The organism is Mesorhizobium sp. WSM1293, from assembly GCF_000513875.1.
GTDB classification, from domain to species: domain Bacteria; phylum Pseudomonadota; class Alphaproteobacteria; order Rhizobiales; family Rhizobiaceae; genus Mesorhizobium; species Mesorhizobium ciceri.
In genome coordinates this window covers 30,215-46,528 of sequence record NZ_AZUV01000026.1, presented here as the reverse complement: position 1 = coordinate 46,528, position 16,314 = coordinate 30,215, and the positions used below count along the sequence as shown (strand labels likewise).

The following is a 16,314-nucleotide window of genomic DNA, read 5'->3' as shown; positions in this document are numbered from 1 at the left end:
GAGCCACGGCGATTAAAGCCGTCGCCATTTCCGGGCCGTTCGGCAGCACGATGGCGACGCGGTCGCTGCGGCCGATGCCCAACACGTTCAGGCGCGCCGCGGTATCGCGGATCAGGCGGCGCAACCCGCCGCGAGAGGCCGTTCGTTCGGGCGCGGCGATGGCCGGCGCGTCGTCGGCGCCGGGTGCAGGCGATGGGCTAGAGCATTTCAGGTTTTTACGGAAGCGTATCCGGCGTTTGCGAAGTAGTTTCTGCATTCGTTTGGTTCGATAGTTGATACGAGGTGGCCGATGTGTCGCCACGTGTCATCGATTGTTCGCTTCTGGGCAGCTCGCATCCAGTGTTTGATCTTGGCGAAGGCTTGTTCGATCGGATTGAGGTCGGGTGAGTATGGCGGCAGATACCAGAGCCTGGCGCCTGCGGAGCGGATCATCTGCCGGACGGCGGCCGACTTGTGAGATCCGAGATTGTTCATGACGACGATGTCGCCGGGCTGGAGCACCGGCACGAGTTGCTGTTCGACATAGGCGCGGAAACTGTGGCCGTTGATCGGCCCATCGAAGACGCAAGGGGCAGCAAGACGGTCGAGCCGCAGGGCACCGAGGAAGGTCAACGTGCGCCAGTGGCCGTGCGGCGCAAAACTGCGCAGGCGTTTGCCACATAGTCCCCAGCCCCGCAGCGGTGCCATGTTGGTCTTGATCCAGGTTTCGTCGATGAATACCAGCCGTGTCGGATCGAGACCCGCCTGCCAGGAGCGCCAGCGTTGCCGTCGCCGCGCGACGTCAGCGCGGGCATGCTCAAGGGCGAACAGCGTTGTTTTTGAACCGTAACCCCTCGCGCCGCAGGAAGTGCCATACCCGTGTCGTGCGAGACCTTCACACCACGCGCCGCGAGTTCGTCCTTCAGGCCGTGTAGCGACAGATGCGGCGTCTGGTTGATCCGCTCCACGATGAAGGCCCGGTGCGGCTCCAGAACGCGCTTGCGATGGCCACCCATCTTGCCCGGCGCCACAGACCCGCTCGCACGGTAACGCTGCGACCACTTCACCGCCGACGACACCGCTACGCCAAAGCGGGCAGCAACCGAACGGCAGCTCTCGCCCGCCTCGATCGCTCCAACAACACGCTCACGAAGATCGTTCGAAATGGGAGCCATCATCTGATGCTGGCCTCCGATCCAGCCAGCATCTTGGATCACGAAATCACTCCCACGGGAATCCCGCAGATTCTGTCAAAATCTGAACCGCTCTAGATCGGTGGTGGCGTTGTCGCTTTTTGTCATGGAACTATGTTTCGAATGTCGGAAAGTCCACCAGCGGCCCCTCAAGAGCCGAGCGCCACGCCTTTCTGCGCAGGGCCACTGCGCAAACATCAATCCCGGCCCCGCTGCTACGATGCCAATCGTGATCGCATTGGCCTCGTCAAACGGTGCGGATCGGCGGTTTGCGCGATTAAGTCCTCTGAAAGGTCCGGCTGCTCGCCCAGGACTTCACGGATGGTTTTGCCTGTGGACAAGACCTCCTTCGCAAGCTCCGCCGCCCGCTCGTAGCCGATCGCTGGAGTCAGTGCTGTTGCAACGGCGGTACCGGCTTCGAGATGTCTGCGGCAAGTCTCTGCATTGGCAGTAATGCCCACGACACACTTCGTGCGCAGCACATCGACAGCATTGGTCAGAAGCTCGAGCGCGTGGAGTATGTTGTAGGCGATGACCGGCTCCATCACGTTCAACTGCAGCTGCCCCGCTTCGGAGGCAAGAGTGATCGTGAGATCGTAGCCGATGATCTGGAAGGCCACCTGATTGACCACCTCCGGCACTACAGGATTGACCTTTCCGGGCATTATCGACGAGCCGGGCTGAAGCGCTGGCAAATTGATTTCGTTGAAGCCGCCACGCGGGCCGCTGGAAAGCAGCCGCAGATCGTTGCAGATCTTCGAGAGTTTCGTGGCCGTCCGCTTCAGCATTCCCGAGAAGAGCACGAAGGCGCCGGTATCCCAGCAGGCTTCGATCAGATTACCGGCTGCGACGACGGGCAAGCCGGTTATCGCGCGCAACTCGGCGATGGCTGCCGTCTGATAGTCGGGATTCGTATTGATGCCGGTGCCAATCGCGGTGCCACCGAGGTTGACCTCATGGAACAAGCTGGCAATCTCACCGAGGCGGGCTACATCTTCCCGCAGCGTCGTCGCGAAAGCCTGAAACTCCTGCCCCAGCGTCATCGGAACTGCGTCCTGCAACTGCGTGCGGCCAAGTTTGATCACGTCCGAAAAGCTTTCCGCCTTGGCCTCCAGCTCCACCGCGAGCTGCTCCAAAGCGCTCTGCAGCGCCCCGCGTGAAAGAAGGATCGCCAGGCGGATCGCTGTCGGATAAACGTCATTTGTCGATTGAGCGAAGTTGACGTCGTTGTTTGGATGCAGCTGGTCGTATCGACCGCGTGGCAGTCCAATGATTTCGAGGCCGCGATTGGCGATGACCTCGTTGATGTTCATGTTGGTCGAGGTACCGGCACCACCCTGAAATACATCGAGCGGGAACTCGCCGAGATGCCTCCCCGCCGCGATTTCCTCGCAGACTTGGCAGATGATATCGGCTTTTTGTTTATCGAGATCGCCGAGCACGGCGTTGGCGCGTGCCGCTGCCATTTTCACGTAGGCATGCGCTTTGATGAGGTTCGGGAAATGGCTGATCCGGATGCCCGAAATCGGAAAGTTGGCGATGCCCCGCGCCGTCTGCGGGCCGTAATAGGCATCGACCGGGATGCTTACAGGACCAAGCGGATCCTTCTCAATGCGCTCGATTTGTGAACTTTTCGTCACGAAGATTACCTCGTCATTCACTGCCGCTCTGGTCGAAGGTTCGTAGGTAAACCTCACGCCAGAATGAGGATCAGCCCACCGGGCTTCGAAAGTGCGGAGCGGAACTTCCCGGGATTGGGCTCCTTCCGCTTCCACAGCCGCGCACACTTATTGCTTAGCCCGATCCCCATTTGGATCGAAAAACGCCCGCAGAGATGCGTCGGCTTCGTAGAGCTTGCCGGCGATTTCGATTTCCCACCGACTGTTCTCGATCAAGTCCTTTGTGACACCGGCGGAATGGTTTACATAGCCCAGTCCGACTGAAGTCCCGATTGTAAAGCTTTTCACACCAGAGGAAATATAGCCGACAATCCGCCCGTCGCAGCGGATAAGCTCCTCATGGAAGAGAACAGGTTTGGGATCGCGAAGCTTGAATGATACCAAGCGTTTTTTTAACGACCCGGCATTTTTCTGTGAAGCTAGAGCATCTTTTCCGATAAATCCGCCTTGTTTATTCCAATCCACCGTAAATCCCAAACCCGCTTCAAGCAGTGTATCCACTGGTGTGAGATCGAGCTGGTATTCTCTATAGGCGCGCTCGGAGCGGAGGTGTTCAAGCGCGTGGTATCCCGCAGCTTTGAGGCCATAAGCCTGGCCGGCCTCCCATACGACGTCAAACACATGCTGTGCCATCTCGGTTGGAACATGAAGCTCCCAACCAAGCTCTCCGACATAAGTCAATCTATTGGCTATTACACGGGCATACCCGATATCTATTTCCTGGCTGGTGGCGAATGGGAAGGCCGAGTTCGCCAGATCCGTATCCGTTACCTGGGATAGGATTTCGCGCGATCGCGGGCCTTGCAATGACAGGACCGCGTACCCGGACGTCATATCAGTTACCGTGACATTCCATTCATCGGAAATGTGCTTTGAAATCCATGCCTTATCCCTGGGATGGACGGTCGCTGAGGAGATAATAAGGAACTCCGTCTGCGACAAGCGGTTTACAGTAATATCTGTTTCTATCCCGGCCTTTTCATTGAGCATGTGGGTGTACACCAGCTTTCCCACAGGAACATCCACATTGCCGGCGCAAAGCCACTGAAGGAAGCGGCAGGCGTCGCGACCCTGAACCAGATGTTTGCCGAAAGAGCTTTGGTCCAACAAGATGGCATCGTTGCGGGCAGCCTTGCACTCCTGACTGACATACTTGAACCAGTTCGGCTCGTCGTAGGAGTAGATGTTTTTGGTCGGCTCCCCCTCGCCTGCGAACCACATGGGACGCTCCCATCCCATTCCTTCACCAAAGCTGGCTCCAAGCCTCGCCCACCGGTCGTGAAGCGCGCTTTTGCGGACCCCTCGGGATGTCTCAGGCTGGTAGGCTGGCCAGTGCATCTTGTAGTGAAGGCCCAGCACTTCGGCTGTGCGATCATGCAAATATCGCTTGTTGACCTGGAAAGGATGAAATCGAGCAACATCGACGAAGCTGATGTCCATTTGAGGCTCGCCCGCGATGATCCACTCTGCGAGAGCTCGCCCTGCTCCCGCGCCGAATTCGATCCCCTCTGAGTTATACCCAGTGGAAACGTAGAGGTTTTTCAATCCAGGAACTTCACCGATCATGAACAGAAGGTCGGGGGTGAAACTTTCGGGACCGTTGAAAAATTTGGCAATGCCGGCGTTCGCGAGATCAGGGACGATTTCTATCGCCTTGGTCATCGGCAGTTCAAAGTGCTCCCAGTCTTCCGGAAGCTCGATGAAGGCCGTGTCCTTAGGAAGCCTTCCCATCGGCAACGGTTTGCCCCAAGGCTCGAAGGCACCCACCAGGAGCTTCCCCGTGTCTTCTTTCAGGTATACATGTCCGTCGGTGTCGCGCAGCACTGGCAACGTCGGCGTCGCAAGATCGATCGCCTCGGTCACCACATAAAAGTGTTCTGCGGCATAGATCGGAATGCGGGCGCCTAACTTGGCGGCAAAGTCTCTGGTCCAAAGCCCACATGCGAGCACGAGAATTTCAGCTTCGACGACGCCTTCCTTGGTCCGCACCTGGTAGTTGCCGTCTGCAGTTTTCCAGACGTCCGTTACTTCGGCGTTTTCTGTTATTTTTACACCCTTTTGCTTAGCGCCAATCGCTAATGCCATGCACGTGTCGACAGGGTTGGTTTGGCCGTCACCCGGGATAAAGACTGCACCTTCGATGATCGAGGCGTTGAGGGCCGGGTAGAGCTTTTTCGCCTCGCTCGGCGAGATCATATTGGCCTCAAGGCCAAAACTCTTGGCGATCGATGCGTTGCGACCCGTTTCGTATAGGCGCTCTTTGGTTCTGGCGACCCCGAGCGTGCCGTTTCGCTTGAATCCAGTAGCTTGTCCGGTCTCCGCTTCCAGCGCGGAGTAGAGTTCCGCATTGTACTTTGCGATCTCCGTTAGCGCGTGAGTGCCACGCGTCTGCATGATCAAACCGGCCGCATGCCAAGTTGTGCCGGATGTAAGGGTATTGCGCTCTAAGAGAGCGATGTCCTTCTTACCGTTCTTTGCAAGGTGAAAGGCAACACTTGCGCCTGCTATGCCTCCACCAACGATCAGAATTTCGTGGTGCCGGATCGGTACTTCACGAGGACGGAAGGGCGGGTTCGTAATCATATGTATCCTTGTTCGTTCTCGGAGAAGGCAGCGGCAAAGTGTTGCGGCAGTTCAGCTTGAGCTTTGATGCAGCGCTTCAGCGCATTTCCAGCCCACGTCCAAAGTCAGTCCTTTTTCAACAGAGTAGGGGGAGACGCTCGTGGAGATGGTGCTAAATGGGCCTCAAAGCGGCGTCCTTCTGCGTATTTCTGAACCTCGGCGCTGAAATATTGCGCGCTGCGATGGCGCGGCGGCAGAGCAATGAAAATAAGAACCTGCACCGCGCGTCCGACGCCAGCTCGTAAACGGTGCCTCCTGGGTCCCCCTGGCCCCCGACGGATTCGATCCGAGTCTGTGAATCGCCAGATCATTCGGATGGTTGCCGGTTTGGTCTTGCAGCTGGCTCAGGATCCGTACGGCCGCATTGGCATCGACGCGATCTGGGTGGACAGCAGAGATGAGCTGTAGGCAAAAGGCCCTAGGTCGAACTGGTCGCCTTGGCGGCACCAGGGGAGGCAGCGCCGGGGAAAGGTGCGGTCGAGCAGCCGACGTGACTGATCCGCCGCCGATAGCAACGCGCTCGTCTTCAAGGGGAAGTTCGTCAAGAAGACACGAAGCCAAACATCGACCGTCCGCCGGTCTGGGCGAGAGGACAGAGGCACGCCTTTGTCCCTTTGAGCTAGAGGGCCACGTCTGCGCTGGGAAATAATCCCCGGAATTCGAACCGCTGTCCTGCACCCTTGCTGGTCAAGTCACCGTCGATGAATAGTGCCGGCACGCCGCGCCAGGCTGTCGCGCTTCGATGACTCTTGGCTGTACCCACCACGGACGAGCCAAGACACTGTGCCAGCCAGGGGACTTACGTTTCCCGGCCGTCAGGGTCCGCTCCCCCCAATTTCAGTTGCTCTGAGGCACTGTGGGAGCTGCTAGCTGGATTGGGAGCGAAGCACTTCAATGCACCTTCCCAATCCAGCTGAGTAGACAAATGCCAGACGCTTTTTGCTAGTCCACGACTATTAGCTCGCGGGCGACATCGGCCAGCCGATCGCCACCCTTGTCGGTCACAACAAACGACTCCGAGATGGCGGCTCCGAAGGCAGGGGGCCTCACCCCCGATTGGAAATGGAAGCACATTCCCGCCTGGAGCACCGTCGTTTCGCCTGACCGAATGCTCACCGTGCGCTCGCCCCAGTCCGGCGGGAAGTTCATGCCGATTGAATAGCCGGAACGGCCCTTTTTGACGTATCCGTGGCGGTTCAAGACGTCCAGCCACACGGTATTCAGCTCGTCGACGACGACGCCCGGCTTCGCCATTTCGAGGACAGCGTCGCCACCTTCGATGATGGCATTGGCGAGGTGTTGGGCCTCCTTAGGTGGCTTTCCCATGTAGACCGTACGGGTCAGAGGCGCGTGATAGTGGCGCCTGGCCGCTCCAATTTCCAGGAGAACCAGCCCCGATTTGGGCAGGGGCTTGTCCGACCATGTAAGGTGTGGAGCGTTCGTCTTTTCGTCAACCTGTATCAATGGACAGAGGCTTGTGTAATCACCGTATTTCCCATCAACGCCTCTTGTCTGATCTGCATAGATCTGAGCGACGATTTCGTATTCAGGAACTCCCGGCTTCAAATTATTGATTGCCTGGCGCATGGTGTGGCTGACAATCCGACCCGCTTCCCTCATGTAGACGAGTTCGGCGTCGGACTTCACGAGTCGGGCCCAATTAACCAGGCCGCGGCTGTCAGAGAACTTTGCATTTGGAAGGCCGTTGACAAGATGCTGATGCGCACGCGCTGTATAGAAATGCGCATCGAGCTCAACCGCTATGCGATCAGATCCCCAACCGCGGGAATTTATGATTTCACTGACTTCGTCGTAGGGATGCAGCTCCACATGATGCAGTCGGTCGTCGGAAAAATTGATAATGTTGTCAGCAGGCAAGTCCGTTGTGGCGCGAGCGCCGTTCACGTCGACCAGCCGCCCTATCCAAATCGGCGTGTCCGATTTTAGGTGCAATAGAACCACTTGGGGCGTGTAGAAGGACCAGGCGTCATAGCCGGTCAGCCAGCACATATTTGCGGGGTCTTGGCAGATTAGCAGGTCGAATCCTGCTTTCTCCATCCGTGCCTTCACGTCACGGACGCGGCGCTGATACTCCGCAGGCAGGAAGGGTTTTACATAGTCCATTTCGCAGTCGTCCTCTGCACCTAAGGTTGGCGGATTAGACCAAGCACTCTTGCCCGTCCCATCCGTACTGATCGAGAACCTAGCATGCTTCAGAGGTCGTCGCGCCCGGGCCTCGGCGGTCGTTCGCAGGAAAGCTGCGTTTTTGCCTTCTGTGCGCAGCTTTGCTTCTGGTTCTGCCTCGCAGTGCCGTCTCAATGTGCACGGCGGCTTCACATTGGCACCAAAAGGCCACAGCCGTCGATATATGGGAAACCGGCTGTCGATCCAAGGGCGGAGCCCTGCTCGATTGCCGCAGCGCGTTCGCATTGAAATACCAACTGGACCATACTCGGGCCGCCTACGGCGACCTGAGCATATACTGCGCGTTGAATAGCCTTATGAACTTCGTTGTGGCCGTAAAGGGGGCCGGTCCGCAACCAGCGGCTGTTCGAGTCTCTTTAGACCCCAGGATTGTTCCATCCGACAACCCAGTAGCCAGGCTCGTCATAAGCAGGGCGCCTCGACGTCCGATTCGGCTGAAGTCACGCCGATACTGGCGTGACCGGCAAGCATCACCGTGTAGAGGCACATGACGACCAGGCGATCCATTACCTGGTCCTCAAATTGACCTCTGTCCTGCGCTATGCGGCCTTCGTGCAATCGGCTATCACGCCGGCAACGACCTCGCCGAAGGACGCTGGCGTTGGTACGATAATGACGCCGGCTTCCTTCAAGATCTCGACCTTCTCCTGGGCCGACTCGCCGAAGGCGGAGATGATGGCGCCGGCATGGCCCATACGGCGGCCTTTCGGCGCGGAAAGCCCGGCGATGTAGGCGATCAGCGGCTTGCGCATGTTGTCGCGCGCCCAGAGCGCGGCTTCGGCTTCCTGCGGTCCGCCGATCTCGCCGATCATCACCACCGCGTCGGTGTCGTCGTCCTGCTCGAACAGTTCCAGGATGTCCTTGAAGGACGAGCCGTTGATCGGATCGCCGCCAATGCCGACGCTGGTCGAGACACCGATGCCGAGCGACTTCATCTGCGAAGCTGCCTCGTAGCCCAGCGTGCCGGAGCGCCCGACGATGCCGACGCGGCCGGGCAGATAGATGCTGCCGGGCATGATGCCCATCAGCGCCTGGCCCGGCGTGATGATGCCGGCGCAGTTCGGCCCGATCAGCCGCATGCGGTCCTCAAAGCGGTAACGGCGCATGTAACGCTTCACCCGCATCATGTCCTGCGATGGGATGCCGTCGGTGATGCAGACGCAGAACTTGATGCCGGCATCCGCCGCCTCCATGATCGAGTCGGCGGCAAAGGGCGGCGGCACGAAGACGATGCTCGCATCGGCTCCGGTTTCGCGCACCGCGCCTTTCATGGTGTTGAACACCGGGACGCCCAGATGGGTCTGTCCGCCCTTGCCCGGGGTGACGCCTCCGACCACCTTGGTCCCGTAGCGTTTCATGTCCTCGGCATGGAAACTGCCGATTTTGCCGGTAAAACCCTGCACGATTGCGCGGGTGTCCCGGTTGAGCAGAATTGCCATTCTATCGTCCCCTCAGCCTGTTTTCATCGTGGCGGACCGCCAGGCGGCGACGGCCTTGTCGGCCGCTTCGGCCAGCGTGTCGGCGACGATCACCGCCTCGCCGGAATCGGCCAGAATGCGACGCCCTTCCTCGACCTTGGTGCCGGCCAACCGCACCACCAACGGCACGTTGACGCCGACCTCGCGAATCGCCTTGATGACGCCTTCGGCGACCCAGTCGCAGCGGTTGATGCCGGCAAAGATGTTGACCAGGATGGCCTTGACTTGTCTGTCACCAAGGACGGCGCGGAACGATTTCGCGACCCGCTCGGGCGAGGCTCCGCCGCCGATGTCGAGGAAGTTGGCCGGCTCGCCGCCGGCGATCTTGATCATGTCCATTGTCGCCATGGCGAGGCCGGCGCCGTTGATGATGCAGCCGATATCACCGTCGAGGCCGACATAGGACAGGCCACGGTCGCTGGCGAAGGTTTCGCGCGGATCCTCTTGTGACTTGTCGCGCAATTCGGAAATTTGGGGACGACGAAACAGCGCGTTCTCATCGAACGACATTTTGGCATCCAGTGCCATCAGATTGCCGTCACGCGTGACGGCCAGCGGATTGATCTCCAGCATCGAGGCGTCGTAGTCGCGAAACACGCGGTAGCAACCAAGCAGGGTTTCGGTCGCCTTGCCGATGAGGTTGTTTTCGAGCCCAAGCCCGAAGGCGATCTCGCGCGCCTGATAGTGCTGCATTCCCGCACCAGGGTCGACAGTCGCGCGAATGATTGAATCTGGCTGCTTTTCGGCGATCTCTTCAATCTCCATGCCGCCGGCCGCAGACGCCACGATCATCACCCGCTCGGCTTTCCGGTCGAGAACAAAGGCGAGATAGATTTCCTGGCCAATGTCGACGGTCTCTTCGACATAGAGCCGCGACACCAGCTTGCCGCGCGGCCCGGTCTGATGCGTCACCAGCTTCCTGCCCAGCATCGCCTCGGCCGCATCGGACACTTGCTGGTCGGACGAGCAGATGCGGATGCCGCCGGCCTTGCCGCGCGCACCGGAATGGATCTGCGCCTTGACCACCCATTTGCCGCCGCCGATCTCGCTGGCACGGTATGTGGCCTGCTCCGGACTGTAGGCCAGACCGCCGCGCGGCACATGCACGCCGTGACGGGCGAGCAGTTCCTTGGCCTGGTATTCGTGGATGTCCATCATGTCCTCCCGGTACGTCTACTGCGCCGCCATATGCGCCTGGCCAGTGCGCTCGATCGCTTCGTTAACCGCCAGCACGTTGCGTGCCATGCGTTCCGACGCCGCGTCGATCATCTTGCCATCGAGCGCCGCGGCTCCCTTGCCGTGCGCTTCAGCCTCCTTCAGCACCTCGAGGATGCGCCTGGCGCGCGTGACCTCCTTTTCCGGCGGCGAGAACACGTCGTTGGCGAGCGCGATCTGCGCGGGGTGGATCGCCCATTTGCCTTCGATGCCGATTGCGGCGGCGCGCCTTGCGCCGGCGATGTAGCCTTCCGGATCGGAGAAATCGCCGAACGGTCCGTCAATGGCGCGCAAGCCGTAGGCGCGGCAGGCGACAGTCATGCGCGACAAAGCGAAATGCCATTGGTCGCCCGGATAGTCGGGGTTGAGGCCGCCGATGTTGACGGTGCGCGCCTTGTTTGAGGCGGCATAGTCGGCGACGCCGAAATGCATCGCCTCCAGCCGACCAGGGGTAGCGGCGATCGCCTCGACATTGGCCATGCCGAGCGCCGTCTCGATGAGCGCTTCGAGGCCGACGCGGGTCTTGAAACCCTTGGCCATTTCGATCTGGTTGACCATGGCCTCGACCATGTAGAGATCGGCCGGCACGCCGACCTTTGGTACCAGGATCGTGTCCAGCCGGTCGCCGGCCTGTTCCATGACGTCGACCACGTCGCGGTACATGTAATGGGTGTCCAGCCCGTTGATGCGCACCGAGACGGTCTTGCCCTTGGCGCGCCAGTCGATGTCGTTGAGCGCCTGGATGATGTTCTTGCGGGCGCGTTCCTTGTCGGGCGGGGCGACCGCGTCCTCAATGTCTAGAAAGACGAAGTCAGCGGCGCTGTTCGCCGCCTTGTCGATCATCTCCGGGCTCGAACCGGGAACGGCCAATTCGCTGCGCTGGAGCCTCAGCTTTTTGAGATGGTTGATGGTGTGGCTCATATTGCGTTTTCCTCTGCACCCAGGCCGTTTGACGAGGTCAGACACTTTCCAGTCCGCTTGTCTTCCTTCACACGGTAGCACGCCTCAGACGCCGGGCTTGGGCTGCCAGCGGGCAAACGCCGCACAACATATGCATTTTTTGTATGCTGGCGCAGCTATTCCTCTTGCCTGGGTTGTTGGCGTGTATCGGGCGGGCGACGCTTCGCTGGGAAGGCCCCGCGATAATGCAGCTTTGGCAGCAGGAACTGGTGGGGGGGTGGAGCTTGGACCGATTGGATCTCCACGGCGGCGATGGCTAAAGCAAAGAGATCTCTTCGCATCCACCAACTATGCGCCCCTGTACTGTGAAAACTATGCGCCCGTGCCTGCGAAACAAGTGGCCATCTCCTCAACGCAGCCACGTAGCATGGCCGCCACCTCACCGCCGCGCCGTAGGCCACGCGTAGCCTGGTAGATGTCCTTTTCCTCAAGGCGGCTCCTCAAAAGCGACATCAGACGGAAAAACTCAGCAGACCGTCATTATTCGCTGGAGAACGCCTTGGTTGGCATACATCAAGCTGCCAATCGCCGCAGCTGTAGGGCTAGTTTGACGAGAATGGACAATCGATTTGGGGTCAACATGAAAGGTTCAGCAACCGCATTAGGGGGCCTAAAACGCCAGGATCTTTTGCAAAAGTGTGCCTATGTGAATGGCGCCTGGCTATCCAAGGCTGAAACACTCTCTGTCGTTGACCCGGCCACTGGCGAAGAGCTGGCTAAAGTGGCAGCCTGCGAGACGTCCGACGTAGACACCGCAATCAAAGTCGCGAAAAGCTCATTTCAACATTGGCGCAATGTTCTTCCTTCGGCACGGGGCGCATACCTGCGGAAATGGGCCAAGGGTATGCGCGAGAATGCCGAAGACCTTGCCGTTATCATTACCGCCGAGCAAGGCAAACCGTTAGCCGAGGCGCGCGGTGAGATTTCATATGCCGCCAGCTTTCTTGACTGGTTTGCGGCGGAGGGCGAGCGGGCCTACGGCGAAACCATCCCCAGCCATCTCGCGGGCAGCCGACTCTCCGTGCAGATGCAGCCGGTCGGTGTAACCGTTGCCATAACCCCGTGGAACTTTCCCTCGGCTATGATCACCAGGAAAGCAGGAGCCGCGTTGGCTGCGGGTTGCACCATGATTGTCAAGCCGGCCCCGGAAACCCCCTTGTCAGCTCTGGCGCTTGCCCGGCTTGCCGAGGACGCAGGAGTTCCCGCCGGCGTGTTTCAAGTGATCACGGGAGAGGCTGCCCCACTCGCCAAACAGCTGCTGAACCATACCGATGTGCGGGCATTCTCCTTCACGGGCTCGACCGAGGTCGGTCGGATCCTGCTCGAGCAGTCCGCAAAAACGCTGAAGAAGGCTTCACTTGAGCTCGGCGGCAACGCTCCTTTTATCGTGTTCGATGACGCATGGTTGGAGGCTGCCGTGGCTGGATGCATGGCAGCCAAATTCGCCACATCGGGGCAGGACTGCCTGGCAGCGAATAGGATCTACGTCCAGCGGGGAAGCTATGAGCGCTTTGTAGAGGAATTCGCGAAGGCCACCAGCAAACTGAAAGTCGGGCACGGATTCGAGTCCGGTGTCGACATAGGTCCAATGACCAAACCCTCCGTCGCGGAAAAGTGCAAACGACAGGTTTCCGAAGCTATTTGTGCCGGTGCCCGCATCGTTGTTGGCGGACGCGACAATCCGTTCAGCGGCAATTTTGTGACCCCGACTGTTCTAGCCGACGTCACTGATGACATGCTGATCGCCAAGGAAGAGACCTTTGGACCGGTGGCTGCAATCCTTCCGTTCGATGAAGAGGCGGAAGTGCTTACGCGCGCCAACAACTCGGAAATGGGGCTTGCGGCTTACGTTTACACAAGAGATCTGAACCGCGCCATGCGGCTGACCGACCAGTTGGAGTACGGCATGGTCGCCGTCAACACAGCGAAATTTACCGGCGCGCCCATACCTTTCGGCGGATGGAAGCAATCCGGGCTCGGCCGGGAGGGCTCAAAGCACGGTCTCACAGAATATCTCGAACCCAAATACGTGTGCATCGGCAACATCTCAGACTGAAAGGAAAGCCCTATGACTATCAACATCAAGGATATCAGCGAAAAAGATAGAAACGCTGTGCTGCATCCATTCACGCAGCTCAAGGATTTTGCCACCGGCAAGCTCGGTGAGCCGACCATCGTTGAGACAGGCAAAGGCATTAGGATTCAGGATGCGCATGGCAACCAGCTGATCGACGGCTTCGCCGGCCTCTACTGCGTCAACGTCGGGTATGGCAGCACGGAGGTCGCCGAAGCGATTTCCCGGCAGGCTTTCCGGCTGGCCTACTACCATTCCTACGCTGCCCACACGACGGACGAGCTTGCCATCCTTTCCGATCGCCTCGTCAAGATGGCGCCGGGCAAGATGAGCAAGGTCTTCTACGGCATGTCCGGGTCGGATGCGAACGAGACCCAAGCCAAGCTCGTCTGGTACTACAACAATCTGCGTGGCAAGCCGAACAAGAAGAAGATCATCTCGCGTGAACGCGGCTATCACGGTTGCAGCGTCGTGTCCGGCTCGATGACCGGCATGAGCTTCTATCACGACCACATGGACCTGCCGCTGCCGCAGATCGTTCATACTGGTGTTCCACATCACTACTGGGGCGCCACCGCAGGCGAGTCCGAGCGCGAATTTTCGGCGCGACGCGCCAAGGAACTCGATGAGCTGATCGAGCGGCTGGGGCCAGATAATGTGGGCGGCTTCATCGGCGAGCCGGTGCTGGGCACCGGTGGTATCACGCCTCCGCCGGAGGGTTACTGGCAGGCAATCCAGCCCGTGCTCAAAAAGCACGATGTGCTCCTCATTGCAGATGAAGTCATAACCGGCTTTGGTCGAACCGGCTCCATGTTCGGCTCGCATCACTACGGCATCGAGCCAGACCTCATCACGATCGCAAAGGGTCTGACTTCGGCCTATTTCCCGCTTTCCGCGGCCATTGTCGGTGAAAAAGTATACAAGGTCCTGGAGGACGGGGCGGACAGGGTCGGCGCCTTCTCGCACGGATATACATATTCAGGCCACCCGATCGGGGCTGCCGCGGCCAACGCGGTCCTCGATATCGTCGAGAGAGAAGACCTTCCAGGGAATGCCCGCGAGGTCGGTGCATTCTTCCAAGCGCAGCTGAAGGAAAAATTCGCGCAGTTGCCGATCGTCGGCGAAGTACGTGGCGTTGGCCTCATGGGCGCAATCGAGTTTGTGGCCGATCGAGACAATCGGAAGCGTTTTGATCCCTCGCTCAAAGTTGGTGCACGAATTTCCAAGGCAGCGCGTGAACGCGGCCTTATCGCTCGCGCGATGCCGCATGGTGACATCCTCGGCTTCGCTCCTCCGTTGGTGACAACCAAGGCTGAAGTCGAAGAAATCGTTGGCATTGCCGAGAGTGCAGTTCGCTTCGTTATGGATGAGCTCACGCGAGACGGGCAAAACATCTGAAGCGCGGGCAGCCGAATTTACGATTCAGGAGGCCCTGAAAGCCTCCAAAGGTTCGACGGCACAGCCTGGCCCGGCCTGTATCGAGCGGTTCCCGGTGTCAGCGGAAGCTCAAATGTTGCTTTGCGCAGAAAACCGGCCCCCGACTGGGGGGCCGGAGCCAACCAGCGGCCCAGACCGGAGCCTGGCCTGGTCTGTATGCCAGGGGCGATCGGGCGTTCCGAAGGAGCTGGCGGAATACTGTTCGATGGGCGCAGAGCGCTTGTTGCAGAGTTGCTTTGGTCTCCAAGTAAGGAACTCAGTCGCGCAATTTTGGGATGACCGCTGGAACCACACGAGAGACCAGGGCAGGAGAAGGAACCCGGGATGCTAGACTCACAGTCCACGTGCCGAAATTTCTGCTTTTATCTCCTGCCGGCCTTTTCGCTCCAGGCCTTCTCGTCGGCAGTTGAAGCGCTGAGGCTCGCCAACGAGGTTTTGGGGCGGGACGTGTATAGCTGGCAGGTCATTTCGGACGACGGGCGACCTGTGGCCTCGAGTTGCGAGCTGTCGGTTTGCGCCGATTCCTCGTTGCCGTTAGAGCGTGAAAAGAACCGGCGATCGATCTCAACCCCTGCCATCGTAGTCGTGGGCGGCCGCAATGCTCCTGGTCCGGACAAACAGCTTGATGCATGGCTTCGAGAGTGTCGCAACCGCCGCGGTAGCCTCGTAGGGATAAGCAGCGGTACGATTGCGCTTGCTCGGGCGGGGCTTGCAGAAGGACGGCGTTGCGCAGTTCACTGGGAGCAGTTTCCGATATTCTCTGAGCGGTTCCCAGGCGTAATAGCCAGTCAAACAGCCTTCGAGCGGGACGGGAACCTATACACTTGCGCCGGAGGAGACGCCCCCTTCGACATGTTTCTTGACCTGGTCGACCACCACCATGGCGCGATAGTCGTCAACCGAATTTGCGAAAAAGCCATCGCGTGTAGCACCCGTTCCGCTGGTGACCGCCAACGTCTACCGCTTCATTCTCGAGTGCAACTAAATCACAAAGCGGTCATCAAGGTGATCGAGGCGATGGAGACACACCTCACCGAGCCATTGCTGTTGGATGAACTTGTGGGAGTAGCCGGATTATCCCGTCGTCAAATCGAGCGGCTGTTTAGGCGGGAACTCGGATGTTCTCCGAGCCGCTATTATTTGGATCTTCGTCTGGAACGAGCGCACCTGCTACTCATCAGCTCGCGCTTGCCAATCGTTGAAGTCGCGATGGCTTGCGGCTTTGTCTCTGCATCGCATTTCTCAAAGGCGTATCGCGACGCTTATGGATGCGCACCGCATCAATCACGACTACCAGTTTACCAAGGAGAGGGGATGCGGTCGAAAGAGCCGGAAAACAGAACCCGCCAAATCGATCGGAGGGTAAGCAGCGAAAGCCTGCCCAACTGCCACTAGAGCGCCGCGATGTTTCTGTAGAATTACAAGGCGCTGCAGGCGGCCTCAGCATGATCAGTGCGAGACGAGAGGTCGAA

The 16,314-nt window shown here is 59.2% G+C and carries 10 protein-coding genes and 2 pseudogenes; 4 read left to right on the top strand and 8 right to left on the bottom strand.

Annotation, left to right across the window (positions count from 1 at the left end):
* Nucleotide 1: 1 nt before the first annotated feature.
* The 4 genes and pseudogenes from M729_RS1000000139390 to M729_RS0125435 all read right to left on the bottom strand — a co-directional run.
* A pseudogene (locus tag M729_RS1000000139390) lies at nucleotides 2-229 on the bottom strand (AMP-binding protein); the annotation flags it as partial.
* Nucleotides 208-1,157 (bottom strand): annotated as a pseudogene (locus tag M729_RS1000000137655) (IS630 family transposase). The pseudogenes M729_RS1000000137655 and M729_RS1000000139390, both read right to left, overlap by 22 nt.
* Nucleotides 1,158-1,387: 230 nt before the next feature.
* Complete coding sequence (locus M729_RS01000000135785) at nucleotides 1,388-2,812, bottom strand: aspartate ammonia-lyase (protein ID WP_032809370.1); 1,425 nt, start codon at nucleotides 2,810-2,812, stop codon at nucleotides 1,388-1,390.
* Nucleotides 2,813-2,959: 147 nt separating this feature from the next.
* Nucleotides 2,960-5,434, bottom strand: a complete 2,475-nt coding sequence (locus tag M729_RS0125435; protein WP_027163267.1) for an FAD-dependent oxidoreductase — start codon at nucleotides 5,432-5,434, stop codon at nucleotides 2,960-2,962.
* Nucleotides 5,435-5,589: 155 nt separating this feature from the next.
* On the opposite strand from M729_RS0125435, the gene M729_RS1000000139755 reads away from it, so the two are divergent.
* Nucleotides 5,590-5,718 (top strand): hypothetical protein, encoded by a 129-nt coding sequence (locus M729_RS1000000139755; RefSeq protein WP_280940192.1) that lies wholly within the window; start codon nucleotides 5,590-5,592, stop codon nucleotides 5,716-5,718.
* A gap of 697 nt (nucleotides 5,719-6,415) precedes the next feature.
* Here the strand turns inward: M729_RS1000000139755 and M729_RS0125420 are convergent.
* The 4 genes from M729_RS0125420 to M729_RS0125400 all read right to left on the bottom strand — a co-directional run bounded on the left by M729_RS0125420 (nucleotide 6,416) and on the right by M729_RS0125400 (nucleotide 11,292).
* Nucleotides 6,416-7,597 (bottom strand): Xaa-Pro peptidase family protein, encoded by a 1,182-nt coding sequence (locus tag M729_RS0125420; protein ID WP_027163266.1) that lies wholly within the window; start codon nucleotides 7,595-7,597, stop codon nucleotides 6,416-6,418.
* A gap of 620 nt (nucleotides 7,598-8,217) precedes the next feature.
* A complete protein-coding gene (gene sucD, locus M729_RS0125410) occupies nucleotides 8,218-9,117 on the bottom strand; it encodes a succinate--CoA ligase subunit alpha (RefSeq protein ID WP_027163265.1) in 900 nt (299 codons plus the stop codon).
* Between the two features lie 12 nt (nucleotides 9,118-9,129).
* Entirely contained in the window at nucleotides 9,130-10,311 is a 1,182-nt protein-coding gene (locus tag M729_RS0125405; RefSeq protein WP_027163264.1) for a malate--CoA ligase subunit beta, read from the bottom strand.
* Between the two features lie 18 nt (nucleotides 10,312-10,329).
* Nucleotides 10,330-11,292: a CoA ester lyase gene (locus M729_RS0125400; RefSeq protein ID WP_027163263.1), complete on the bottom strand. Its 963-nt coding sequence runs from the start codon at nucleotides 11,290-11,292 to the stop codon at nucleotides 10,330-10,332.
* Nucleotides 11,293-11,911: 619 nt separating this feature from the next.
* Between M729_RS0125400 and M729_RS0125390 the strand changes: the two genes are divergently transcribed.
* The 3 genes from M729_RS0125390 to M729_RS1000000139750 all read left to right on the top strand — a co-directional run bounded on the left by M729_RS0125390 (nucleotide 11,912) and on the right by M729_RS1000000139750 (nucleotide 16,237).
* Nucleotides 11,912-13,387, top strand: a complete 1,476-nt coding sequence (locus M729_RS0125390) for an NAD-dependent succinate-semialdehyde dehydrogenase (protein WP_027163262.1) — start codon at nucleotides 11,912-11,914, stop codon at nucleotides 13,385-13,387.
* A 12-nt stretch (nucleotides 13,388-13,399) separates the two neighbouring features.
* A complete protein-coding gene (locus tag M729_RS0125385) occupies nucleotides 13,400-14,803 on the top strand; it encodes an aspartate aminotransferase family protein (protein ID WP_027163261.1) in 1,404 nt (467 codons plus the stop codon).
* Nucleotides 14,804-15,166: 363 nt separating this feature from the next.
* A complete protein-coding gene (locus M729_RS1000000139750; RefSeq protein WP_156949332.1) occupies nucleotides 15,167-16,237 on the top strand; it encodes a GlxA family transcriptional regulator in 1,071 nt (356 codons plus the stop codon).
* Nucleotides 16,238-16,314 lie beyond the last annotated feature (77 nt).

What these genes read in the sequence shown, in the direction of transcription:
- M729_RS0125435 (WP_027163267.1), bottom strand. Translation starts at nt 5,434, where the DNA reads ATGATTACGAACCCGCCCTTCCGTCCTCGTGAAGTACCGATCCGGCAC.
- M729_RS1000000139755 (WP_280940192.1), top strand. Translation starts at nt 5,590, where the DNA reads ATGGGCCTCAAAGCGGCGTCCTTCTGCGTATTTCTGAACCTCGGCGCT.
- M729_RS0125420 (WP_027163266.1), bottom strand. Translation starts at nt 7,597, where the DNA reads ATGGACTATGTAAAACCCTTCCTGCCTGCGGAGTATCAGCGCCGCGTC.
- sucD (WP_027163265.1), bottom strand. Translation starts at nt 9,117, where the DNA reads ATGGCAATTCTGCTCAACCGGGACACCCGCGCAATCGTGCAGGGTTTT.
- M729_RS0125405 (WP_027163264.1), bottom strand. Translation starts at nt 10,311, where the DNA reads ATGGACATCCACGAATACCAGGCCAAGGAACTGCTCGCCCGTCACGGC.
- M729_RS0125400 (WP_027163263.1), bottom strand. Translation starts at nt 11,292, where the DNA reads ATGAGCCACACCATCAACCATCTCAAAAAGCTGAGGCTCCAGCGCAGC.
- M729_RS0125390 (WP_027163262.1), top strand. Translation starts at nt 11,912, where the DNA reads ATGAAAGGTTCAGCAACCGCATTAGGGGGCCTAAAACGCCAGGATCTT.
- M729_RS0125385 (WP_027163261.1), top strand. Translation starts at nt 13,400, where the DNA reads ATGACTATCAACATCAAGGATATCAGCGAAAAAGATAGAAACGCTGTG.
- M729_RS1000000139750 (WP_156949332.1), top strand. Translation starts at nt 15,167, where the DNA reads ATGCTAGACTCACAGTCCACGTGCCGAAATTTCTGCTTTTATCTCCTG.